Origin of the sequence: Massiliimalia massiliensis, from assembly GCF_900155615.1 — a bacterium.
GTDB classification, from domain to species: Bacteria; Bacillota; Clostridia; order Oscillospirales; family Ruminococcaceae; genus Massiliimalia; species Massiliimalia massiliensis.
Genome location: NZ_FUHT01000004.1, coordinates 266,621 through 289,831, shown reverse-complemented (window position 1 = coordinate 289,831; position 23,211 = coordinate 266,621). Strand labels below are relative to the sequence as shown.

Annotated in this window: 26 protein-coding genes; 3 read left to right on the top strand and 23 right to left on the bottom strand. The window is 51.1% G+C overall.

The window, feature by feature from the left end:
* Positions 1–16: 16 nt before the first annotated feature.
* The 20 genes from recN to CZ360_RS09770 form a co-directional block, all read right to left on the bottom strand.
* A complete protein-coding gene (gene recN, locus CZ360_RS09865) occupies positions 17–1,690 on the bottom strand; it encodes a DNA repair protein RecN (RefSeq protein WP_159438227.1) in 1,674 nt (557 codons plus the stop codon).
* A gap of 9 nt (positions 1,691–1,699) precedes the next feature.
* Complete coding sequence (argR, locus tag CZ360_RS09860; protein WP_077534041.1) at positions 1,700–2,155, bottom strand: arginine repressor; 456 nt, start codon at positions 2,153–2,155, stop codon at positions 1,700–1,702.
* Positions 2,156–2,170: 15 nt separating this feature from the next.
* On the bottom strand, positions 2,171–3,031 hold the full coding sequence (locus CZ360_RS09855; protein ID WP_077534040.1) for an NAD(+)/NADH kinase: 861 nt from the start codon (positions 3,029–3,031) through the stop codon (positions 2,171–2,173).
* A gap of 29 nt (positions 3,032–3,060) precedes the next feature.
* The gene (locus CZ360_RS09850) at positions 3,061–3,876 is read right to left on the bottom strand and encodes a TlyA family RNA methyltransferase (RefSeq protein ID WP_229408039.1); all 816 of its coding nucleotides are present in this window, start codon (positions 3,874–3,876) and stop codon (positions 3,061–3,063) included.
* Positions 3,869–5,722, bottom strand: coding sequence for a 1-deoxy-D-xylulose-5-phosphate synthase (dxs, locus tag CZ360_RS09845; protein WP_077534038.1), 1,854 nt, complete (start codon positions 5,720–5,722; stop codon positions 3,869–3,871). The genes CZ360_RS09850 and dxs overlap by 8 nt, the downstream gene beginning before the upstream one ends.
* A gap of 49 nt (positions 5,723–5,771) precedes the next feature.
* The gene (locus CZ360_RS09840; RefSeq protein WP_077534037.1) at positions 5,772–6,224 is read right to left on the bottom strand and encodes a divergent PAP2 family protein; all 453 of its coding nucleotides are present in this window, start codon (positions 6,222–6,224) and stop codon (positions 5,772–5,774) included.
* A gap of 22 nt (positions 6,225–6,246) precedes the next feature.
* A complete protein-coding gene (locus CZ360_RS09835; protein ID WP_077534036.1) occupies positions 6,247–7,134 on the bottom strand; it encodes a polyprenyl synthetase family protein in 888 nt (295 codons plus the stop codon).
* On the bottom strand, positions 7,121–7,336 hold the full coding sequence (locus tag CZ360_RS09830) for an exodeoxyribonuclease VII small subunit (protein WP_077534035.1): 216 nt from the start codon (positions 7,334–7,336) through the stop codon (positions 7,121–7,123). The genes CZ360_RS09835 and CZ360_RS09830 overlap by 14 nt, the downstream gene beginning before the upstream one ends.
* Before the next feature lie 4 nt (positions 7,337–7,340).
* The gene (gene xseA / locus CZ360_RS09825; protein ID WP_077534034.1) at positions 7,341–8,561 is read right to left on the bottom strand and encodes an exodeoxyribonuclease VII large subunit; all 1,221 of its coding nucleotides are present in this window, start codon (positions 8,559–8,561) and stop codon (positions 7,341–7,343) included.
* Positions 8,558–9,502 carry a tRNA (adenosine(37)-N6)-threonylcarbamoyltransferase complex transferase subunit TsaD gene (locus tag CZ360_RS09820; protein ID WP_077534033.1) on the bottom strand — a complete coding sequence of 315 codons (945 nt, stop codon included), beginning with the start codon at positions 9,500–9,502 and terminating at the stop codon, positions 8,558–8,560. The genes xseA and CZ360_RS09820 overlap by 4 nt, the downstream gene beginning before the upstream one ends.
* 3 nt (positions 9,503–9,505) lie before the next feature.
* Entirely contained in the window at positions 9,506–9,898 is a 393-nt protein-coding gene (nusB, locus tag CZ360_RS09815; protein WP_077534032.1) for a transcription antitermination factor NusB, read from the bottom strand.
* A 52-nt stretch (positions 9,899–9,950) separates the two neighbouring features.
* The gene (locus tag CZ360_RS09810) at positions 9,951–10,304 is read right to left on the bottom strand and encodes an Asp23/Gls24 family envelope stress response protein (protein WP_077534031.1); all 354 of its coding nucleotides are present in this window, start codon (positions 10,302–10,304) and stop codon (positions 9,951–9,953) included.
* 198 nt (positions 10,305–10,502) lie between these two features.
* A complete protein-coding gene (locus tag CZ360_RS09805; RefSeq protein WP_159438226.1) occupies positions 10,503–11,114 on the bottom strand; it encodes a SpoIIIAH-like family protein in 612 nt (203 codons plus the stop codon).
* A 46-nt stretch (positions 11,115–11,160) separates the two neighbouring features.
* A complete protein-coding gene (locus CZ360_RS09800) occupies positions 11,161–11,733 on the bottom strand; it encodes a hypothetical protein (RefSeq protein WP_077534029.1) in 573 nt (190 codons plus the stop codon).
* A 1-nt stretch (position 11,734) separates the two neighbouring features.
* Positions 11,735–12,214: a stage III sporulation protein AF gene (locus tag CZ360_RS09795; RefSeq protein WP_077534028.1), complete on the bottom strand. Its 480-nt coding sequence runs from the start codon at positions 12,212–12,214 to the stop codon at positions 11,735–11,737.
* A gap of 30 nt (positions 12,215–12,244) precedes the next feature.
* The gene (locus tag CZ360_RS09790; protein ID WP_077534027.1) at positions 12,245–13,390 is read right to left on the bottom strand and encodes a stage III sporulation protein AE; all 1,146 of its coding nucleotides are present in this window, start codon (positions 13,388–13,390) and stop codon (positions 12,245–12,247) included.
* Positions 13,391–13,405: 15 nt separating this feature from the next.
* Positions 13,406–13,798: a SpoIIIAC/SpoIIIAD family protein gene (locus tag CZ360_RS09785; protein WP_077534026.1), complete on the bottom strand. Its 393-nt coding sequence runs from the start codon at positions 13,796–13,798 to the stop codon at positions 13,406–13,408.
* 18 nt (positions 13,799–13,816) lie between these two features.
* On the bottom strand, positions 13,817–14,011 hold the full coding sequence (spoIIIAC, locus tag CZ360_RS09780; RefSeq protein WP_077534025.1) for a stage III sporulation protein AC: 195 nt from the start codon (positions 14,009–14,011) through the stop codon (positions 13,817–13,819).
* Between the two features lie 18 nt (positions 14,012–14,029).
* Positions 14,030–14,527, bottom strand: a complete 498-nt coding sequence (locus CZ360_RS09775; RefSeq protein ID WP_077534024.1) for a stage III sporulation protein AB — start codon at positions 14,525–14,527, stop codon at positions 14,030–14,032.
* Positions 14,528–14,666: 139 nt separating this feature from the next.
* On the bottom strand, positions 14,667–15,623 hold the full coding sequence (locus tag CZ360_RS09770; protein ID WP_077534023.1) for an ATPase, T2SS/T4P/T4SS family: 957 nt from the start codon (positions 15,621–15,623) through the stop codon (positions 14,667–14,669).
* 423 nt (positions 15,624–16,046) lie between these two features.
* Between CZ360_RS09770 and aroF the strand changes: the two genes are divergently transcribed.
* Genes aroF through aroC form a run of 3 tightly spaced genes read left to right on the top strand, consistent with a single transcriptional unit; the run spans position 16,047 to position 20,494 of the window.
* Positions 16,047–17,057: a 3-deoxy-7-phosphoheptulonate synthase gene (gene aroF / locus CZ360_RS09760; RefSeq protein WP_077534021.1), complete on the top strand. Its 1,011-nt coding sequence runs from the start codon at positions 16,047–16,049 to the stop codon at positions 17,055–17,057.
* A gap of 37 nt (positions 17,058–17,094) precedes the next feature.
* The gene (aroA, locus tag CZ360_RS09755) at positions 17,095–19,425 is read left to right on the top strand and encodes a 3-phosphoshikimate 1-carboxyvinyltransferase (protein WP_077534020.1); all 2,331 of its coding nucleotides are present in this window, start codon (positions 17,095–17,097) and stop codon (positions 19,423–19,425) included.
* Entirely contained in the window at positions 19,406–20,494 is a 1,089-nt protein-coding gene (gene aroC, locus CZ360_RS09750) for a chorismate synthase (protein ID WP_077534019.1), read from the top strand. The genes aroA and aroC overlap by 20 nt, the downstream gene beginning before the upstream one ends.
* Positions 20,495–20,538: 44 nt before the next feature.
* Here the strand turns inward: aroC and CZ360_RS14080 are convergent, their stop codons facing one another.
* From CZ360_RS14080 to tpiA, 3 genes are all read right to left on the bottom strand, one after another.
* The gene (locus CZ360_RS14080; RefSeq protein WP_159438225.1) at positions 20,539–20,703 is read right to left on the bottom strand and encodes a hypothetical protein; all 165 of its coding nucleotides are present in this window, start codon (positions 20,701–20,703) and stop codon (positions 20,539–20,541) included.
* A gap of 100 nt (positions 20,704–20,803) precedes the next feature.
* Positions 20,804–22,321 (bottom strand): 2,3-bisphosphoglycerate-independent phosphoglycerate mutase, encoded by a 1,518-nt coding sequence (gene gpmI, locus CZ360_RS09745; protein WP_077534018.1) that lies wholly within the window; start codon positions 22,319–22,321, stop codon positions 20,804–20,806.
* 43 nt (positions 22,322–22,364) lie between these two features.
* Positions 22,365–23,135: a triose-phosphate isomerase gene (tpiA, locus tag CZ360_RS09740; protein WP_077534017.1), complete on the bottom strand. Its 771-nt coding sequence runs from the start codon at positions 23,133–23,135 to the stop codon at positions 22,365–22,367.
* Positions 23,136–23,211 lie beyond the last annotated feature (76 nt).

The following is a 23,211-nucleotide window of genomic DNA, read 5'->3' as shown; positions in this document are numbered from 1 at the left end:
TTGAGATGTCAACACCCTAACAGGAGTTCTTTCCCTGCTCGATCATCTCTTTCGCACTGTTTAATACCAGGTCGCTCACCCGGTCTGTTCCCATAATCCTGGCAACCTCCTGCACCCTGCCGTTATCGTCCAGCGCCGACACGCGGGTAAAGGTACGGCCACGCTCTGTTTCCTTATGGATCAGCATATGGTGCTCTGCCAAAGACGCCACCTGAGGCGAGTGAGTAACACAGAGCACCTGCCGGTGCTTTGCCACGCCGCGCAGCTTCAACCCGATTTTCTGCGATGATTTCCCGCTGACGCCGGTATCGATTTCGTCAAAGATCAGGGTGCCGATCTCATCCTTTTCTGCCAGTACGCTTTTTATCGCCAGCATAATCCGGGACAGCTCCCCGCCGGAAGCAATTTTGCCGAGCCCGCGCAGCTCCTCGCCGCGGTTCGTGGAAAAGAGAAATTCCACAGCGTCGCATCCCTTCGGGCCGTATTTTGCCTTAGTAATTTCCACCTTCATTGCCACATTCGGCATATCGAGGAACCGGAGTTCCCGGGACACCTGCTCCACAAACCGTTTGGCAGCCTGATGGCGGACATCGGAAAGCAGCTTGCCGGCGGCCATCACCCGTTTTTTCTGTTCTTCCAGTTCCTGGCCAAGCTCCTGCCTGCGTTCTTCGGAAAGCTCGATCTGTTCCAGCTCCCGCACTGCCGTCCGATAAAAGTCCAGTACCTCCCGGATCGTCGTGCCGTATTTGCGTTTCAGCAGCGCCAAATCGTCATGGCGCTGCTCGAGCTGCTCCAGCTCGTTAGGATTAAACTCAAACCCTTCCAAAAACCGGGACACCTTCCCGGCCACCTCTTCCGCTCCGTCCTGGACGTTGCGCAATTGTTCCGCCAACTCCTGAACGGTATGGTGGTATACGCCGATTTCATCCAGCGCTTCCACACTCTGCCGCAGCAGATCGCAGGCGCCGCCCTCCTCTTCAAAGCCATAAAGCATCGCGTAGACGCCGGAGAGCTGTTCCGAGATCTTGGCGGCATTGCGGATTACGCCCAGACGCTCCTCCAGTTCCTCGTCTTCTCCCTCCTTGGGGGCGATTTGGGAGATTTCCTCCGTCTGGTAGCGCAACAGGTCGATCCGCCGGATTTTCTCCTGCTCGTCCATGCTGATCCTCCGCCACTCGCTTTTTAAAGCGGAATAGCGCCTGTATTCTGACTGGTAGTCCTCGAAAATCTTTCCTGTATCGGCATAAAGATCGAGGATATCCAGATGATTCTCACTGTTTAATAAGACCTGGTTGTCATGCTGTCCGTGGATATTGATCAGCATCGAGCCCAGCTCCCGGAGGATTGATACCGTCACCGGGCGGCCCATCAGCCGCGCGGCGCTCTTTCCCTCCGTATTGATTTCCCGGGAAACCAGCAATTCCCCGTTTTCGCTTTCATAGCCGTATTCCCGCAGCGCTTCCTCCACAGAATCCGGCAGCTCTCCAAATACTGCGGACACCACCGCTTTTTCTGTCCCGGTACGGACGGTCTCCTTGCTCGCGCGCTGGCCCAAAACCAGGTTGATCGCATCAATCAGGATAGATTTTCCAGCGCCAGTCTCTCCGGTAAAGACCGTAAAGCCGGCCTCGAAAGTCAGCGTCACCCGCTCGATTACTGCAAGGTTCTCAATATAAAGCTCCTTGAGCACAGCCCTCACCTACCTGTTCAGCAGTTCCTGAATTGTTTTTACCACATATTCCGCCTGTGACTGAGAACGCATCAGGGCGAAAATCGTATCATCCCCCGCAATCGTACCGACGATCCCGTCCAAATTCATGGTGTCCAGCGCCGCGCAGGCCGCGTTCGCAAATCCGACATGGCATTTAATAACTACAATATTCATCGCACAGTCTACCGACTTCACCGCTTCTGCAAAAACAGAATGAAATTTCACTGAATCCGTCTGCGTAGACGGGTCAGTATGGCAGGTATATCGATATTTCCCATTTGGCGTTAAGACTTTAATGAGATTTAATTTTTTGATATCCCGCGAAACCGTCGCCTGTGTAACCTCGAATCCCGCTGCTCGAAGGCGTTCCAAAATGCCCTCCTGGGTATAGACCTCTTCATTCTGTATGATATCAAGGATTTTCTGGTGTCTGCTTTCTTTCACAGCCTTGTCCCTCCATCAAGATTTTGCACGTGTCAGGAATTTATCCTGCAGCACTTCGTAAAAAGGTTTATCTGTCAAATCAATCAGCCGGGCTGTTGTCTGGCTTTTCTTAACGATCACCCGGTCTCCCTGACGGACACGCACAGCCTGCTCGCCGTCCACTGTTAGGTAAATTTCTGTTTCGCTCTCATGCCCAGGACAGATCGTCAGGCGGTTATGTTCTGAAAATACAATCGTGCGGTCAAACAGCGAATGCGGAGAAATCGGCGTCAGGGTGATGCAGTTCATATCCGGATCGATGATTGGCCCGCCGGCGCTCAGCGAATAGGCGGTAGAGCCGGTCGGAGTCGACAGGATCACGCCATCTGCCCGATAGGAGCTGACAAACCGGTCCATACAGAAGATGTCCAGGTCAACCATCCGGGAAATTGCCCCTTTTGAGAGCACAACGTCGTTCAGCGCCAGATATGAGGAGCATTCCGCCCCCCGCTGGTGAACCACCTCCAGCATCATCCTCGTCTTGGTACGGTAGTCTCCCTGCACCAGCCTTTGAAGCGAATTTAACTCGTCCGGCTCCAGCCCGGCCAAAAAGCCAAGCCGTCCCGCATTGATTCCAAACACTGGCCTGTCGTATGCAACCGCATGTTTGGCGGCATGGAGAATCGTCCCGTCACCGCCGACCGCAATGACTGCCTCCGCCTCTTCCATAAGACTGTAGAACTCTCCATATTCGACATAATCACAATCGCAGCTTTTCTTTGCTTCCTCCGACATCATCACAGCCGCCCCCAGCTCTGTAAGATACCGGCACACCTCCTTGGTGCAGGCCAAAGCGTTAGCCTTGCCGAAGTTCGATACTACCATAAACCGTTTCATCAAGATTCCCCCACACTCCTCCTGCGCGCTCAGGAAAGCGCATCATGTGACTGCTTCACTACAGCCGCAATTTCATCCCGCGGCGCCCATTCAGCATCATCAGATTTTTGCAGATAAAACAAATATTCGATATTCCCTTCCGGGCCCTTGATGGGCGAAAAGGTTATTGCCTTTACACAAAAGCCGTTCCCTGCGCAGAAGTCGTAAATTTTTTCGCAGACCTCCCGATGAATTTCCGGTTCCCGGACAACGCCTTTTTTCCCCACTTTTCCCTTTCCGGCCTCAAACTGGGGTTTCACCAGGCAGATAACCTCTCCGCCCTCAGCCAGAAAACGGTATAGAACCGGCAGAACCAAGGTCAGTGAGATAAAGGACACATCAATCGAGGCAAACTCAATCACGTCCGGAACCTGTGTCTCTGTGATATGGCGGATATTCGTTCTCTCCAGGTTGACAACCCGTGGGTCATTCCGCAGGCTCCAGGCAAGCTGTCCGTAACCCACGTCAACCGCATAGACCTTAACCGCACCGTTTTGGAGCATACAGTCGGTAAAGCCGCCCGTTGAAGCGCCGATATCCATGCAGGTTTTCTCCTGAAGGGTAAGGGTGTAAAGCTCCATGGCTTTCTCAAGCTTCAGGCCGCCCCGGCTGACATACCGCAGGCCCTGTCCCCGCACCTCTATTTTGGAAGTTGCCTTAATCGAGTCTCCGGCCTTGTCACATTTCTGGTCATCCACATAGACAATGCCGGACATAATCAGCGCCTTCGCCTTTTCCCGGCTCGGCGCCAGCCCCTGTTCCACCAGGGCGGTGTCCAGCCGAATCTTTTTTATTTTCTCAGCCACGTTTATTTCCATCCTCTATCCTGTTTCGAATTGATTGGGCGTCCAGGCCATAACGCTTGAGCACGTTTCCAACAACACCCTGTCTGACAAATTCTCCGTCAATCGCGGTGAGCGAAAAATCGCCCTTCCAGCCACGTTCATATAGGGCGCACATCATCTGCTGCCCAATTCCGCCGCATTTCATTCCCTCTTCAAAGAAATAAATTTTCTGGTATTTCCGGGCAATTTCCAAAGCCTGCTCCGGTATCGGGACAATCCGCACCAGCTTTAGCACCGACACACCATCCAGCCTTTCCGCCGCGGAGCATACCTGCTCTGTTTCCCGTCCATAGGTCACAGCCAGCGCTTTTCCGCCAGCGTCCTGATAGACAAAATTATCCTTATTTCTGCATCGCAGCAGATGCGTAATTTTTTCCGACCCGCGCGGATAACGCACTGCTACCACGCCCGTATGGTCATACAGCGCCTTTTGCAGGCTGATTTCCAGCTCCCCGTAGCTCTCCGGGGAATAAACGGTGATATGCGGAACCGCACTCAGGAAAGATACGTCAAAAACCCCCTGATGGGTCTCCCCGTCATCCCCGACTATTCCGGCACGGTCAATCCCCAGCACCACATGCTGCTGCTCGATCGATGCATCATGAATAATCTGGTCATAGCCCCTCTGCAGGAAGGAAGAGTAGACCGCAAACACCGGACGCATTCCCTGGCTCGCCAGGCCCGCGGCAAAGGTTACTGCGTGCTGCTCCGCAATCCCGACATCAAAAAAGCGCTTCCGGTATCGGGAGGAGAAATGCTGCAGACCTGTACCGTATTTCATGGCCGCAGTGATTGCGCAGATTCTTTCGTCCGTACCGGCCAGCTTTGCAAGCGCCCTGCCGAACACGTTGGAATAACTATCCTCCGGCGCGACGTCCGGATTTCCTGTCTCTACATCAAATTTGCTGATCCCGTGATAAGCTCCGGGATTTTCCTCCGCATAGCAGTAGCCTTTACCCTTGGTGGTATCGACATGCACCAGGATCGGCCCATCCATCCGTTTCGCAGTGGTAAGGGCGTTGGTCAGCGCCTTCAGGTCATGGCCGTCAACCGGTCCCAGGTAAGAAAAGCCCATCTTTTCAAAGAAGGTGGAATTATATAGCGCGTTCTTCAGAATCGATTTTGAAGAACGGATCGAATTTTTCAAATGTTTTCCCACAACCGGCGTATGGTCAAGTACCTTTTCCACACCCTTTTTAAAGTCCAGATATCCCGGCTGCACCCGGATCGTGGAGAGATATTTCGCAAACGCTCCGACATTTTTGGAAATGGACATATCATTGTGGTTTAAAATGACAATCAGCTTATTCCGGTTCTGTCCGGCATTGTTCATCGCCTCGTATACCATTCCGCCGGTATAGGAACCATCCCCGATCACTGAGATCACGTGATGATTATCACCTTTCAGGGAGAGCGCCTTTGCAATCCCGTATCCCGCCGAAATGGAGGTAGAACTGTGTCCGCCGATAAAAGCGTCATGCACGCTTTCCTTTGACTTTGGAAACCCACACAGCCCGTCTTCCTGCCGCAGGGTAGCAAACTGGTCTTTCCGTCCGGTCAGTATCTTATGGACATAGCTCTGATGTCCAACGTCCCAGACAATTTTATCATACGGGGAATCAAAAACACGATGGATTGCCAATGTCAGCTCCACCACGCCCAGATTGGAAGCGAGATGCCCGCCGGTCTTTGAAATGGATTCCACCAAAAATTCCCGAATCTCTTTTGCCAACAGGTTCAAATCAGATTCGGACAGCCGATCCAGATCCCGCGGGGAATGGATCGTATCTAAAATTTTGTGCTCCATACTATTTTTCACCTTTTTTCAGTTCCCTGCAAACGGGGAATTTCCCGGATTAAAATACAGGGATAATCAGCGCGATTACTATCCCTAAAACCGCGCCGGCAACAACCTGAAGCGTTGTATGCCCTAATAGCTCCTTGAGGTCTTTTTCCTCAGTCAAGTCCTTCATATCAACCTTTTTCAGCAGTACGTTGATAATCCTGGCGTGTTTTCCCGCTTCCAGCCGTACTCCCATCGCGTCATGCATCACAACAGCCGCAAAGATAAACGCAAGCGCAAACAGCGGAGAGGATACTCCGCTGGATCTTGCCATAGCTACTACCACGCCGCAAACAGTGGAGGAGTGGGAGCTTGGCATTCCGCCGGAGCCGATCATCCGTTCCCAACGGAATTTCTTCGTTTCAATGAGCACTAAAATCGACTTAATAAGCTGTGCCGCAAACCAGGAGATCAGCCCGACAATCAATACATAATTATGAAAGAAATCATAAACTAATTTACTCACAGTTCCTGTCCCTTCAAGCTTTTTATTTTCGCCGTTCTAGCAGCGATGTGATCAGATGCTCCAAAAAGGCGCCTCTGTCTTTTCCATGGACAATCGCATAGGCTTTTCTGGTATATTCCTCCGCCATCCTCTGGGCCCGCTCCATCCCGAACAGAGTAATAAAGGTGGTTTTATCATTTGAGAGGTCGCTGTGTATCGGTTTGCCGAGCTCCTGCTCATCCGCGATGATATCCAGGATATCATCGACAATCTGAAAGGCCAGCCCGAGGTTTTCTCCGTATTGCTCCGCAAGGCTGATATCCTCCTGCGCTGCCCCGGCACAGATAGCTCCCATCTTGCAGGCTGCTTTGATAATCGCGCTGGTTTTCAGGCAGTGCATCTGTGTCAGCAGCTCTGCGGACACCGCTTTTCCTTCAATTGCCAGATCAATCACCTGACCGCCGACCATCCCGTCCGCACCGGCAAAATAAGCCATTTCCTTGATGGCGCGTACCGCGGCGGCAGGGTTCTTTTCCGAGAGCGCAGAATCCGCCATCACCTCAAACGCTCTTGTCAGCAGGGCGTCTCCCGCGAGCAGCGCCGTTGCTTCTCCAAACTGCTTATGGCAGGAGGGCTTGCCTCGGCGCAGGTCATCGTCATCCATGCAGGGCAGGTCGTCATGGATCAGTGAATAGCAATGGATCATCTCCACTCCGCAAGCAAACGGCAGGGCGTCCTCAGGCTTTCCTCCCAGCATCCGGCAGAATTCCAGCGTCAGCACCGGTCTGATCCGTTTCCCGGCATTCATTACCGAATACCGCATCGCCTCGATAACCTCGTCATAAGTCTCTCCTCGGAAAGTTAATATCCGATCCAAAGCCTCGTTAATGAGCCGGATATCCTCCTGCATTATTTCATCAAATTGCTTCATCTGGTTTTCCTGCTTTCAATTCTTCCAATTTTAGCTGCGCCGACTCCAACTGCTGGCTGCATTGCCTTGTCAGCGCAATCCCTTGTTCATAGAGAGTAAGCGACTCATCTAAATTCAGTTCGCCCTGCTCCAGGCGGGCAATAATCTGTTCCAATTCCTGAACCGTCTCCTCAAAGGAAGGCAGTTTTTTTGTTCTCGCCATCTTCTCAGCCCTTCTCCTTCAGTCTGACCAACTCGACTGTACTTTCAATTTCCCCGTTTGCCAACAGCGTCCGAAGCCTGTCACCGGGACAGACCTGTCCACTCCCAGTCAGGATTTTATCTCCACTGTAGGTTACCGAATAACCTCTTGAGAGCACCTTTAATGGGTTAAGCGCTTCCAGCATTGCCATGCAGCTTTGCGCATGCTGGCGTTTCTGCTTCATTCTTTGATCCGCCGCGTGTTCCAGCCGTTCCCGGAGGCTTTGCAGAGCGTCCCTTGCCGTCAGCAGGCGCGCCTCCGGGGATAACGCTGCAAGCCTCCTTGCAAGATGGCGCAGGGCTTCTCCATTTCTGTCAAACCTGATTTCCATCAGGCCATCCAGCGTGCTTTCATACACTTTAATTTGGTAGAGCATATCCCGCAGGTCAGGCGCACAGAGCTCCGCCGCTGCCGATGGAGTCGGCGCACGCAGATCCGCCGCAAAATCTGAAATTGTGAAATCAATCTCATGTCCCACCGCAGAAATTACCGGTACTGTACATTCATAGATTGCCCGCGCAACACGTTCTTCATTAAAACACCACAAATCTTCTGCGGAGCCGCCGCCGCGCCCGACAATCAACACATCAAGGCTGCATTTCTCAGCCGCACGTATCCCGGCACAGATAGAATCGGCAGCGTTCTCTCCCTGTACCAGCGCGGGAATCAGCACTACTGTCGCAACCGGATACCGCCGAGAAAGAATATTAAGGATATCCTGCAGCGCGGCGCCGGTTTTCGAGGTGACAACCCCGATACGTTTTGGATAGCGCGGGAGCGGCTTTTTGTGTTCCTCCGCGAACAGCCCTTCCTCTGCCAGCCGTTTTTTGAGCTGTTCAAAGGCAAGGGTCAGCGCACCGATCCCATCCGGTTCCATGTGCTCACAATAAAACTGCAAAGCGCCGTCCCGTTCAAACAGCCGCACCGACCCTGTCAGGATTACATTCATCCCGTTTTCCGGGCGGAACCGAACCCTCTGCGCATAGGCGCGGAACATCACACCCTTGATCGAGCAGTTCCCATCCTTCACTGAAAAATAAAAATGCCCCGACTTCATGTGATGGGTAAAGTTGGAAAGCTCGCCCTTCACGGTAATCGTCTGTAAAAACGGGTCGGAATCCATTAAGTTTTTCAGGTACCGGTTTAACTGGGACACTGTATAAACTGCGTCGTAAAACTCCATCATAACAAATCTTTCCTTTGCGCGGACAATGCTGCTAACACAGCAATCCCCGCGCTGTTATCCGAGGAAAACTCCGGCGCCGCAAAGCTCCCCCCAAACCGCTCTGAAAGCGATTTTCGGATCAGGGAATTGGACATGACCCCGCCAGCATATAAAATTGGCTTTTCCCCATATGTATGACAAATTTCCTGTGTCATTCCGGCTATTGCCGTCTCCACACAGGAAAGACAGTATTTTGCTATATATTCTTTCGGAACGCCTTTCTTAAAGAGTGCTTCACACTGGTTCTGCACCCCGGACAGGCAGCAGTCGCACCCCCTGAGAGAAGCCCTTCCCCGCACCGCTTCCGGACATTCCAGCGCGAGCCGTTCCAGCTCTATCCCGCACGGAAAGGAACACCCCAGCATCACGCCTACCCGGTCAACAGCCTGTCCCGCGTTCAGGTCGAGGGTTTTTCCAACCACCCTTACCCGGATATCCGGCCCATCCGCATGGACAAGCAGCGCTTCTGTTGTCCCGCCAGAGACATGGAAGGCATAAAATTCGCCGGACAGCCAATCAAGACATCCGGACGAATACAAGGCCGCCGCAATATGGCCCTCCTGATGAGAAAACGGATACCGTGGCACACCAAGAACGGAAGAAACTGCCTGCGAAACCATATCGCCTACCAAAAAGCATGGCATATAAGAACCTTCGGCACGCCGTGGAAATGCGGAATAGCCGACAGCAGCGATCTTCCTTCCTGATCCGCCCATCAAATCCGCCATCAAGCCGCCCAATTGCTTCACATGCAGAAAGACCGCGTCGCTCTGCCGCAGCCCGCATTCGCGCTCCTTCACAGGAAGAAGCTTTTTGTGCATCTCCACTGTTCCGGCAGCTTCGTCATAAAGCGCCACAGAGGTGGTATAATTGCTTGTATCAATTCCCAGATAGAGTCCCATCGCCTAAACGTCCTTTGAAACCGAAGCCAGCACACCGTTAATAAAGGTGACATCATCCTTCAGCGTATAGGTCTGTGCAATTTTCACTGCCTCACTGATAGCGATTTCGTCCGAAATATCATCACAGTATTTCATCTCATAGATCGCCAGCCGCAGTACGGCAAGAGACACCTTCGAGATTCTGGCGAGCGTCCAATTTTTCAGATGCTTTGCAATTACTGAGTCCAATTCCTCACGATGGTCGTCTGCGCCGCGAAACAGCGCGATAGCCTGCTCGTTCAGTTCAAAGCTGTCGCATTCCTGCGCCGCCTGGATCATTTCTTCCACAGAATCCTGGTTGAAAATCCGTTCAAAGGTCAGCATAAACGCCGCTTCCCTCATTTGATGCCTTGTCATATCGTCTTGTATCCTCTCAGTTATAAAGTTGTGCCGTCTCAGACCCGGCTTTCTATTCCACCGTCGCCTTTACGTCCTGAACATATACGTTCACCTTGGAGACGGTAATCGCCGTCATATTCTGCACAGCTTCCTTCACGTATTCCTGTATTTCTTCCGCAACTTCCTTGATTTTATATCCCTGCCTGACAACGACATAGATATCCATCTCCGCCACGCCGGCATTCATCTTGGTCAGGATCGGCTTGTTCCGCTCGGAACGAAGCACAACATCTCGCATCCGGGACGGGGAGGGCGCCATGCTGTAAACTCCCTCTACATCATTGACAACCAACTGCGCGATTTTTCCAATTACCGCTTCGGAAATATTCAGTTTGCCACTCATCTGTTCTGCCTTTACATCCATTGTAACGACCTCCGTTTATCATGATGTTTCCCAACATGGATTATGTGAATAAAAATACAATTTCATTCTTGTTTTCGTATAGCTTATTATAGCATAGAATCCATTAAAAAAAAAGTTTGTTTCAAAAATTTTCAAAAAATTGACTATTTATGCAAAACAGAGAACGGAATCCTTCCGTTCTCTGTTTTTTTGCCTATTCTATTGGTTCACTTCCTGAATCGTGATATTCTCGGCCTTGATATCCTTCTGGGACAGAACGATATTTTTAATCTGCGCCGCTTCCTCGACCTTTAGCCCCGACGTCTGGACAACGACATTTGCCGTCTCCCCGTCAAGATAAACCACGCATTCCGCAAAGCCCTTTGCCTTAATTAAGTTTTCAATCTTGCTCTCGTCTTCAATCTGCTGGGAGATTTCCACAATTTGAGAAGTGGCTTCCGCAACCTCCTCCGCGCTCGCATCCGAATTTTCGAGGACAGATTTTACCGTTTCTACCGCTTCGTCACGCGCTTTGGTTCGTTCCAGCTGCGCCTTTTCAAAGTATTCAGAGGCAGTCACCTCGCCGCCCACCAGCTGCGCGTCCCCATAATTTTTCCCTTCGAGCCGCTCGCCGTCGGTCGCAGCGGAGGTAACCTCTCCTCCTGTTTCAGCAGCGCTTTCGGTCTGGGAGGTCTGGTTGAGAACGTCTGTAACCAGATAATCGTCCCCTTTGTCCGCATAGAGGTAGTTGACATATACCGCGCCGCCCAACAGCACCACCAGGGCCGCCAGGATAATCTGTTTTTTTCCGATCACAAAATTTGCTTTCATAAAAATCATTCCTTACTTTCCTCAAAAATTTTTCATCATCAGCCGCTTATCCGCCCGACGATGCTGCTTTCGCTACACTGACCCGCGCGGACGAAATGCCAAACGCCGTTGTCAGGACATCAATAATTTGTGTTTGTACCGACACTTGATCTGCCCCATCGCATACCACCACAATTCCCTGTATCTTCGGGGTCAATTCAGTACGGATCAACGCCTGTTTCTTTCCATTATCACCCTCCACCATCACTATGGTATGTTCATCATCGAGCCTTTCCTGCGTGGTTTCCCCAGAGGTGTCGGTTCGGTCGGTAGAACGCTTTGTTTCGGATTGGTAAACATATTCCGATCCGCTCTCCAGCGTCAGCATGACATCCGGGTTGCCGACCCCGTCAATCCCCCGCAGCAATTCTTTGACCTTCTTCTCGAGCTGCTGGACATATTCCTCTTCCGTTATCCCCTGTGCAGTGCTTTGCGCTGCCTGTGAATCCTTTTTGTCGTTCCAGAATCCGGATAAAAAGATAATCCCAATTAAAATGATCCCGGCAATGAGAATCAGCTTCCGCTTTTTGTCATCCTGCACCACCGAATCAACCATTGTTTTGAATCGTTCCTTGCCCATTTTAACCGTTCCTTTCCAATTCCAGCTCTGGCACAATCCCGAGATTCTCCTCCACAAGCTGTTCAGCAGCCGGGGCATTGAGAATTTCCTCCCGCGGCAGGATAATGAGTATCTCAGTAATAGTTATGCTGTTGTCCTCCTCAATATGAACAGTAGCCCCAACTTGTTTCGCGGAAATTCCCTTTCCCTGCAGCAGAGCTGCAACCTGCCGCTGAAGCCCCTCTTCCGTAAGGGTCACTACACGGTTGTCTACCGTATCCTCAAGCTCCGGGATTTGCGTCTCAATCTGCCGGGAATCCCATTCCAGCAGTTCCCTCCAGTCCCCGTTTACAATCGGCTGGACAATGCTGGCGAGGAAAAACAATCCCACTGCAAGCTGAATAGTCCGTTCCATATTTTTTCCCGGTACCAGGATGGAAAAAATTCCGGTGACAATAATGGTAATACAGATCGAAGCTCCAATAGAACGGATCATTTCCATGTCAGCCACATCCTTTCCTCCGTATTGAAATTATGACCCATTGCTCAGCACCAGCATTAGGGACACTGATACGATCAGCATCACTGCAAAGCAAACCAATACCGCCAGCAGAAGCGAGAGTACAAAACCGACCGATTCCAGCAGTCCGCTCACCTCGGAAACACCGAGTGCGTCGCCGGCGGCTTTGGAAATTTTCAGCGCCATATTCATAAAAAACAGGGTAATGATTGCCGGCAGGAAGGTCATCACGATAATCAAGATGCCGAATGTCCCAACGCTTGTCCGTATAACCCCCAGCGAGCCCTGTACCACCGTCATTGCCTCACTGACCGCACTCCCTACGATTGGAACCAGCGATCCTACCAGAAATTTTCCCGCCCGGAATGTCACGCTGTCCGTTGCTCCCGCCACAAAGCTTTTGATCGTCAGCAGACTGACAAAAACTGTTAAAAACAACCCCAGGCACCACACCACTGCAGACCGGATTGCATTGGCAATCCCGCCTACTCTGATTCTGTGGGTGGCAGCCCCGCTAATGCTCAGCGCCAGATAAATACAAATCAGCGGAATCAGGATATGAGAGCTCAGGTACGAGATGACCTGAATTACCGTAAGCAAAATGCTTTGATAGGCAAAGGCGGACAACGGCTTCCCGGATGCTGCCACCACACCGGTATAAACCGGGACAAAGCTTGTAATAAACCGGCTGACCTCGTCAATCATTTCCGTAATTTCCCGGATGAGCTGAATAAGCGGTGAAACAATGATGGCAGACGCCCCCAGTACCACTACCACAGAAAACACCTGATTGGAACCCCGTTGGGCGGTAGTATGCATCATTTCCATCATAGCCGCAACCAGCACCATCCCCAGGGTCAGTGTTAATATCCGAACCGGTTCGCTGACTCGGTCGGCAATCTGCCCAAGCAACACGTCCCACAAATCCCCAATATTCAGCTCTAGCATGGTATTTTCATCCAGCGCAGAAATTCCGCTTTCCTCTAAAAATTCCTGTGCGTTTTCCGGTGCCAGACGGAACAGCTCGTTTGCCCCGCTGCTCTCAAAATAGGCGGCATAATCGTCCGAGAGACCGGTCTCTCCCTCCGCTGAAACCGGCATCGGGAAAAAACAGCAGAGTATAACGAAAAACGCCGCCAGATAACGCATCCATTTCATCTTTCCACTTCCTCTCTAGGGTAGGTCAATCAAGCTAAGCGCCAAATTCAAAAGATTCTGGAATAACGGCAGGGCAATCACCACCACTGCCGCTTTTCCTCCCAGCTCCACCTTCCCCGCAAGCGCGCTTTGCCCCGCGTCCCGGCAGGTGTCTGCCGCAAGCTGCACCACATAACAGATTCCAAGTGCCTTGATGACCGCCTTTGCATATTCGCTGTTGACCTGCACCCGTTCCATCATCTCCGTTACTGTCTGGAATACCGGCTCAAGATTCAAAAGGATCATCCCAAACAGCAAAATTCCGCTGATCAGTGCAGTCAGCATCGCGTATTCGGGCTTATACTGCTTAAACAGGATACACAGCGCCGCTCCAACCAGCGCAATCCCCACGATTGGAAAAATATCCATTGGACTGTATCCTTTCCGTTAAAAGCCAAATAAAGATTTGATTGTTTCAAACAAATCCTGTATCTGGTAAACCATCATCATGAGCACTACAATCAGCCCTGCCAGTGTGGTCATCATCGCCTGCTCCTCCCGCCCGGAACGGATCAAAAGCTGGTTTAAAACCGCTACGATAATACCAATCGCAGCTATCTTAAAAATCAAATCGATATCCATTTTCCCCGACCTTTCCTTTTACCAAATCATAATCGCCAGCCCGATTCCGCTTAAAACACCCAGGGAATGGTACAGCTTTGACTTCTGTGTCTTCTCCTCCTCGGCCTGCTGCTTGTTCTGCTCCAAAAGACTGCGCAGTACCATAAGCTCGCTGATCTGGTTCTCCGCCTCTGTGCTGCCAAGCACCTCCCCGATCTGTAAGGCCATCTTCCGGTCATCCTCCGGGATCCGTTCTTCCTTCAGGGCTTCTTTCCATGCTTCGGGAAAAGGCAGGCCTGTCCTGCTCCTTTCCCGGCATACCGGCAAAAAGCGGAGCGGCTTCAGGCTTTCATATTCTGAAAGCCATTCCACCAGCTCGGCTGTCGTCATCTTTTCATATTTCAGGCAGGCCTGTACCTTCTCCAGCATCAATAAAGCCGCATTCAGCCATTTTATCCGCCCGGACAGGCCGGCGGCCCGTTCATAACCGATTAACGCACAAATCCCGACAACCGCAACGCTCATAATAAGTTTCATTTTCCATGGCCATGGCTTTCGTCAAGACGAAAGCACTCCTTCCTTCCAAGACTAGAGTCGATTCTGCTTTCAAAATTGTCACTTATCAGGGGAAATGGGCCTTCCCTCACTCCCAGCACGAAATCCGCCGTCCACGTTCTTACCTTCCGAAACGATTTTCCGCCAGCCTGACTATTTCCTTCACCTCTCCTGGGCAGCCCGTCCCCTTTAATATCACAGCAAAATCGAACACTCCCTCAGAAAGGACGGAAGCGATTTTTCCTCGGTTGTTGACGTCTTCCAGGCTGCTTCCATGCACAGTGGCCAGGACGGAGACTCCAGCATTCATGCTCTGCAAAAGGGCAAGGATATCGTCCTCCGAGCCAATCTCATCACAGGCAATTACCTGCGGCGACAGGGTTCGTATCGCCATACTCATCCCGATGTGCTTGGGGTAAAGATGGTAGACATCGGTATTTTTTCCGAGCTGGTTTTGACTTACACCTCTCCAGACAGCAGCCAGCTCCCCTCTCTCGTCCACCACAGAAATTTTGTAGGAGCGTCCGGCCCGCCCTTCAGATAGCTGGCGGATCAAGTCCCTCAGCAGGGTGGTTTTCCCACTGCCGGCCTGTCCGACAATGAGTACAGAATGCAGCCCGTCTAAAAACAGCTTTTGATAAAGCTCGTCAGCGACGCCCATCATCTGGCGCGCGATCCTCAGATTGACCGAACTGATCTCTTTTACTCCGGTTACCCTTCCCTGGTCAAGCAGGCATGTCCCGCAAATCCCGGCACGATGTCCGCCCCGTAAGGTGATAAAGCCCTGCCTGATTTCCTCCTGAAAGCTATGTACTGAATACTCGCACAACAGCTTGAAGGTTTCGTCCAGTTCGCGCTTGGAAATACAATAAGCCCGTCCGTTTTCTGACGATACTGTCCCATCCCGGTTCAGCAGATAGGAATTTTTCCCGTCAAAGAGACAGACCGGCTTTTCCGCCCGGAGGCGGATTTCATGAAGGCTGTCCTGCATGAACTGGGGAATTTTTTTGATTGTCAGCCGAAGCCCTGCCGGCAGATATTCACATACCTGCAGGAATCCTTTTCGGTTCTCGTCCATCTTTTCTTTCCCTCGCTTTCCACTTCATTCTGCGTTTATTAAACCATATGTAAGAGGCCGCCCAATTAGAACTTCTCAAAAAAACTCTTGACAAGATCACCAAAGAAGTATATGATTAAGACTGTAAATAGATGACCGGAAGGTCATATATGATCAAGGGAGTTCAAATTCTATGTCTATTGCTAATGCTGTGAAATCTTACTTTTTCTACTTTAGCAGCCAAATCTTCGCCTTTAGAAGCTTTGGTTATTTTTGCTGTGGAAAAGATAGATTTGCTGGATTGAGTCAATAGAATTTTCTGGATATTGCCTGGAATGGGTAACGATATGAAAAGGTCTGTGGCTTTGTGTAGCAAAGTCATAGGCCTTTTTTGATGCCGGAAATCAAATTTGTTCATCCAAAAGGAAAAGGAGAGTAGAGAACATGATTATCATTCTGAAAAACGGTCAGGCCCCCGACCAGGTAAAAGAGCTGCACGACTATTTGGGACAGTACAACGTAAAAATATCAGAAATCCAAGGGGAACAAACCACCATCTGGGGGCTGGTTGGTGATACAACAAAGATCGATATCGCAGCGATTCAGGCAAAGGACGTTGTAGAAGACATCCGCCGGGTATCAGAACCCTATAAAATTGCAAACCGGAAATTCCATCCGGAGGATACTGTCATCGATGTCTGCGGCGTGCAGATCGGCGGCGGAACCTTCGACGTCATCGCAGGGCCCTGCTCGGTTGAGAGCGAGGAACAGGTAATTGCCGTTGCAAAAGAGGTCAAAAAAAGCGGCGCAAAATTCCTGCGCGGCGGCGCGTTCAAACCGCGCACCTCTCCGTACGCCTTCCAGGGACTGCACGACGAGGGCTTAAAATACCTGCTGGAGGCCAAAAAAGAAACCGGACTGCCGATTGTCACCGAAATCATGAGCCTTGCGCATCTTGATCTTTTCGAGGATGTCGATATCATCCAGGTCGGCGCAAGAAATATGCAGAACTTCGAGCTTTTAAAAGAGCTTGGCCATTGCGATAAGCCGATCCTGTTAAAGCGGGGGCTTGCCAATACTTTGGAAGAGTTCCTGATGAGCGCGGAATACATTATGGCGGGCGGAAATCAAAATGTCATCTTCTGCGAACGCGGAATCAGAACCTTTGAAACCATGACCCGGAATACGCTGGATCTGTCCGCGATTCCGCTTTTAAAGCATTATTCCCATCTGCCGATCATCGTTGACCCAAGCCATGCAACCGGCATTCCATGGCTGGTGGAACCGCTCTCCCTCGCGGCGATTGCAGCCGGGGCGGACGGCTTAATGATCGAGGTTCACAACAATCCGAAAATGGCGCTCTGTGACGGAGCGCAGTCTCTCACACCGGTACAGTTTGACCAAGTGATGAAAAAAGTCACGGCACAGGCGGAATTCTCCGGTAAAACACTGTAACTGAAATCCCATCTTTACAGAAAGGTTGTTATCCTCCATGGCAGAAACCATTCCCATTCAGACAAATCACCCGTACCAGGTCGTGGTGGGTCAGGGTCTCTTGGAAAAGACCTACGAAACCGCCCGCCCAATCACAGATTTCCGCACTGTAGTCATTGTCTCCGATGACAACGTAGCGCCGCTTTACCTGCAAGCTGTGCGGGACAGTTTTCCGGAAACAATCCGGGTTGAATCGTTTCTCATCCCGCATGGCGAGCAATCTAAAAACGCGCAGAATCTTTTTAAGCTCATGGATTTCTGCGCCGGGCTTTCCATGACCCGAACCGACCTTTTGGTTGCGTTGGGCGGCGGAGTTGTCGGAGATCTGACCGGGTTTGCCGCCTCAATTTATCTGCGCGGCATCCCTTATCTGCAAATCCCGACGACACTTTTAGCGCAGGTGGATTCCTCTGTCGGCGGAAAAACGGCGATTGATATTCCCGCGGGAAAGAACCTGGTCGGGACATTCTACCAGCCGGCGGCAGTTCTCTGTGATACCGGTTCCCTGTCTACCCTAACTCCGGAAATTTTTCATGACGGCGTTGCGGAAATTATCAAATATGGCTGCATCTATGACGAGGCCCTATTTGAGCAGATTCCGGATATCCGCCGCCCGGAAACACTGGCCGCCATCATTAAGCGCTGTATTGAAATTAAAGCCGAGGTCGTCTGTCAGGACGAGTTTGACAAGGGTCTGCGGATGATCCTGAATTTCGGGCACACCATCGGCCATGCGATCGAAAAATACTACCATTATGCAGGATACACCCACGGACAGGGTGTCGCGATTGGAATGGCGTTCCTCACAGGGATTTCCGAGCGGGCCGGCTATACCAAGCCGGGCACTACCCTCCGCCTTTTAACCTTACTTAGGAGCTTTGACCTGCCGATAAGCTGCGGTCTTTCCAACGAAACATTGGAGGAGATCTGCGCACTGGACAAGAAGAACCTAAATGGCGGACTGAACCTGATTTTAATTTCTAAAATTGGTACCGCTTTCGTACATAAGGTAAATCAGCAGGAATTCCAATACCTGCTCACCTTACGGGAACCCGGCCTGCCGGAGCATGCCGCTTTCTCTCCATCCCATTTAAAAGGGACTGTTACCATACCGCCATCGAAAAGCCTGCTGCACCGCGCACTGATCTGCGCGGCACTGGCCCGGGGAACAAGCAGCATTCATCATTTCGGGCTGTCAGAGGATATTACCGCAACAATGGACTGCCTTACAAAGCTCGGTGCTTCCTTTAAAATCAAGGGGGATACGGTACTGGTCAATGGAATCGCCACGCCTCCAGACGCTGTCAATCTGCAGTGCGAAGAATCTGGTTCCACCCTCCGGTTTCTGATCCCGGTAGCGGGCGCATTTGGCATCAACGCAGTTTTTCATGGAAAAAACCGTCTTGTGGAACGTCCGCTTGCTATCTATCAGACGGTGCTATCCGAGCATGGCGTTAAAGTAGATTATAACGGAAATTTGCCGTTTCAAATAGCCGGAACACTTCGGCCCGGAATTTACCGGGTCAACGGCAACGTCAGTTCACAGTTTATCACAGGGCTTTTATTTGCTCTCCCACTGCTGGAGGAAACCAGCAGAATTGAAGTCCTGCCGCCGTTTGAATCGAAAAGCTATGTAGATATCACCCTGCATGTCCTGTCCCAGTTTGGCATCCGGATTGAGCAGACAGAAAGCGGCTACCTGATTCCGGGCGGACAGCAGTACCGCTGCTGTGAATATACCGCGGAGAGCGATTATTCCCAGGCGGCGTTTTTCCTTGTGGCCGACGCGCTGGGAGCCGATGTTGCATTAGAGTCCTTCCCTGAGACATCTGTTCAGGGTGACCGGGAAATTCTTTCCATCCTCAAGCGTGCCGGGGCTGAGGTCAAATCTCAGGATGGGGTGCTGACCTGCCGGGCTGAAGCCTTAACCGCTTTTGAAGCGGACGGGGCGGATATCCCCGATCTGGTTCCAATCCTGGCTGTGCTGGCCTGCTTTTGTAAGGGGACTTCGCATATTACTCACACAGAACGCCTGAAGCTCAAGGAGAGTGACCGGATCGCTTCCACCCTGGATTTAATCCGGAAAATGGGAGGCATCGCCTCTTATCAGGATGGAACAATTACCATTGAAGGCGTCGGAACACTCTCCGGCGCGGAGCTGGAGAGCTTCAACGACCACCGCATCGCCATGTGCGCGGCGGTTGCCGCCTCTGCGGCAACCGGAAGCACTATATTGCATCACGCTGACTGCGTAAAAAAGTCCTATCCCGCGTTTTTTGACCATTACCGTCAGTTAGGAGGTTGCTGTCATGTCCTCGATTTGGAATAACGGAATCCAGCTATCTATTTTCGGTGAATCCCATTCCGCCGCGATTGGGGTGGTAATCGATAACCTGCCTGCCGGTGTATCCATCGATATGGAAAGAGTGCAGGCATTTATGAAGCGCCGGCAGGCAAAATCGGATGGGACGACCACCTCCCGTGTCGAGCCGGATGTTCCGGAAATTCAGTCCGGGCTTTACCAGGGAACTACCAACGGCACGCCGCTCGCCCTTTTTATCCGCAATACCAATGTTCGTTCCCAGGATTACCAGAACGTACAGACAACCGTCCGTCCGGGACACGCTGATTTCACCGGTTACCTGCGGTATCAGGGTGCTAATGATATCCGGGGAGGCGGGCATTTTTCCGGCCGCCTAACTGCTTGTCTGGTGGCTGCCGGGGCGATCTGCGGACAAATCCTGGAGCAATACGGTGTTTATGCGGTAGCCCATCTGCTGTCCGTCCATGATATCATCTGCAGCAAGCTGGATACCCAAACGCTGACCCGGAAAAAAATAGAGGAAATCCGTTCCCTCCCCTTTCCGGTAATCGATGAGATCAAACGGATGCGGATCATTGAAACCATTCAGAAAGCCCGGCTGTCTATGGATTCTGTCGGCGGAATTGTCGAGTGCGCAGCGCTTGGGATGCCGGCGGGAATCGGTTCTCCTATCTTTGATAACCTGGAAAGCCTTATCTCCTCGATGATGTTCAGCATTCCCGGCGTTAAAGGCATTGAATTCGGTGAGGGATTCCACGCCCCGCGGCTTATGGGAAGCGAGAACAACGACCCGTTTTATCTGGACGGTGATATTGTAAAGACAAAGACCAACCATCACGGCGGTATCCTGGGAGGGATTTCCTCCGGTATGCCGATCGATTTCAGGCTGGCGTTCAAGCCAACCCCATCGATTGCGAAAGAACAGGATACCGTTGACCTCGCGGAACACAAGGAGACAAAGCTCAGTATTGTCGGACGGCATGATCCCTGTATTGCCGCAAGAGCCGTCCCGGTAGTAGAAGCCTGCTGTAATACAGCGCTGTTATCCGCGATCATCAAACAAAAGGGCATATAAAAAGAGAGGCATGCAGGTCTGCATGCCTCTCTTTTTATATGCTTCTATTTTGCCCGGATCAATGTTTCCGCACAGTTTCTCAGTTCTTCTACCGATTTCATTTTCATTCCAGTCTGCTGGATGGTTTCCTGAATATGCACCGGCAAAGAGGAAAAATACTGTTCGGCCATTTTATCTTCCTGCAGCAATTTACTCAGCTCTTCGTTCATATGCTAACATCCTTTCTGGTTTCAAACCCTATTCTGAGTATGTCCCGAAAAAGAACCGCTATACAAAAAGCGGAGAGGAAATTCCTCTCCGCTTTTAATTTTATTCAGCAATCAAGCTGGTTCCATCCATTTCTTCCGGTTTTGGCAGATCCAAAATCTGAAGCATCGTCGGTGCAATATCGGCCAGCTTTCCGCCTTCCCGAAGCTTGCAGTCCATCCCAGCTACGATAAACGGCACCGGATTGGTGGTATGAGCAGTAAACGGAGAACCGTCCGGCTCATACATCTGGTCTGCGTTTCCGTGGTCAGCGGTAATCAGCGCAACACCGCCCTTTGCCAGAATCGCATCTACAGTCCGTCCGACACAGGTGTCAACCGCCTCTACAGCCGCCTTGGCAGCATCGAAAACGCCGGTGTGGCCAACCATATCGCAGTTTGCGTAATTGAGGATAATCACGTCATAACGGTCTGATTCAATTCTCTTGACCACCTCATCACAAACTTCATACGCGCTCATTTCCGGTTTCAGATCATAGGTAGCAACCTTAGGAGAGTTAATCAGCGCGCGGTCTTCCCCTTCAAAGGTTGCCTCTACACCGCCGTTAAAGAAGAAGGTTACATGCGCGTATTTTTCAGTTTCAGCAATTCTAAGCTGGGTCAAGCCGTTTTTACTGATATATTCCCCAAAGGTATTCACCAGTGTCTGTGGCTTGAACGCAACGTCAACGTTCGGCATTGTAACGTCATACTGTGTCATGCAGACAAAGCAAAGCGGGAATCTGCCGTCGCGGCGTTCAAACCCTTCAAACGCATCGTCAACCAGAGTACGGGTAATTTCCCGCGCACGGTCAGGGCGGAAATTAAAGAAGATCACACTATCACCTTCTTTGATTTTCCCGTTCGGATCGCAGACAGTCGGCACTACAAACTCGTCAGTAACACCATCCGCATAAGATTTAGCCATGGTATCAGCCGGGCAGGCATTTTGTACGCCTTCCCCGTATACCATCGCCGCATAAGCCTTTTCCACACGCTCCCAGCGGTTGTCACGGTCCATAGCATAGTATCTGCCCATTACGGTTGCAATCTTGCCAACACCGATTTCTTCCATCTTTTTCTCAAGCTGTTCAATATAATCCTTACCGGAGGTCGGCGGAACGTCACGTCCATCCATAAAGCAGTGTACATAGACGTCTTCAATTCCAAACCGTTTTGCCAGCTCGAGCAGTCCATAAAGATGCTCGTTGTGGCTGTGTACCCCGCCGTCTGACATCAGACCCATCAAATGCAGCGCTTTATTATTGGCCCGGCAGTTGTCCATCGCCTTTACCAAAGCAGGATTCTGGAAAAAGTCTCCATCCTGAATTGATTTTGTAATTCTGGTCAGTTCCTGATACACAACCCGTCCAGCACCAATGTTGGTATGTCCGACCTCGGAATTCCCCATCTGTCCGTCCGGCAGGCCAACGTTCAGCCCGGACGCACCGATATAGGTCATGACACCGTTTTTAATAATCCGGTCCAGATTCGGTTTTGCTGCCGCAGTAATCGCATTGCCGTAATCCGAATCATTCTTTCCAAAGCCATCCATGATAATTAACGCCAAAGGTTTTTTCATTCAAATATCCTCCAAGGTCAGCGACCGAAAATTTTGCTTATCCTTAGCCATTGCTTGCAGCTTTTACGATCACAGAGAAATCCTGCGCCTTCAATGCCGCACCGCCGATCAGACCGCCGTCAACATCCGGCTGGGCAACCAGTTCTTCTGCATTTTTCGCGTTCATGGAACCGCCGTACTGAATGGTCATTGCATCAGCGGCAGCCTGGTCATACATTTCAGCAATCACGGAACGTATGATCGCGCAAACTTCATTTGCCTGTTCTGCTGTTGCGGTTTTTCCGGTTCCAATTGCCCAAACCGGTTCGTACGCAATGATAACCTGTTTTAGCTGATCCCTGGCAACATCCTTCAGCGCGATTTTGGTTTGCAGCGCAACCAATTCGGCAGTAATCCCATTTTCACGGTCTTCCAGCATTTCGCCAACGCAGAGGATCACGTTTAAGCCGGCTTCAATCGCAGCTTTGGTTCTCTTGTTAACAGTCACATCGGTTTCCCCAAAATACTGTCTTCTTTCACTGTGGCCGATGATAACATATTCCACACCCATTTCTGTGAGCATGTCAGCAGAAATTTCTCCGGTGAAAGCGCCGGATTTTTCAAAGTGGCAGTTTTCAGCTCCTACTTTGATGTTGCTGCCTTCGGTTGCTGCCAAAGCGGTTTCCAGATTGGTAAACGGCACGCAGATTACAACGTCACAGGAAGCGTCCGCAACAAGCGGTTTTAATTCTTCAATCAGAGCTTTGGCTTCCGCCCTGTTTTTATTCATTTTCCAGTTCCCGGCAATAACTGCTTTTCTCAATGCTTTATTCATAGTGACAATCTCCTTTATAAATAAAAATAATTCTGATACGTGAAAACGGGCAGGCAATTTGGTTACCTGCCCTTTC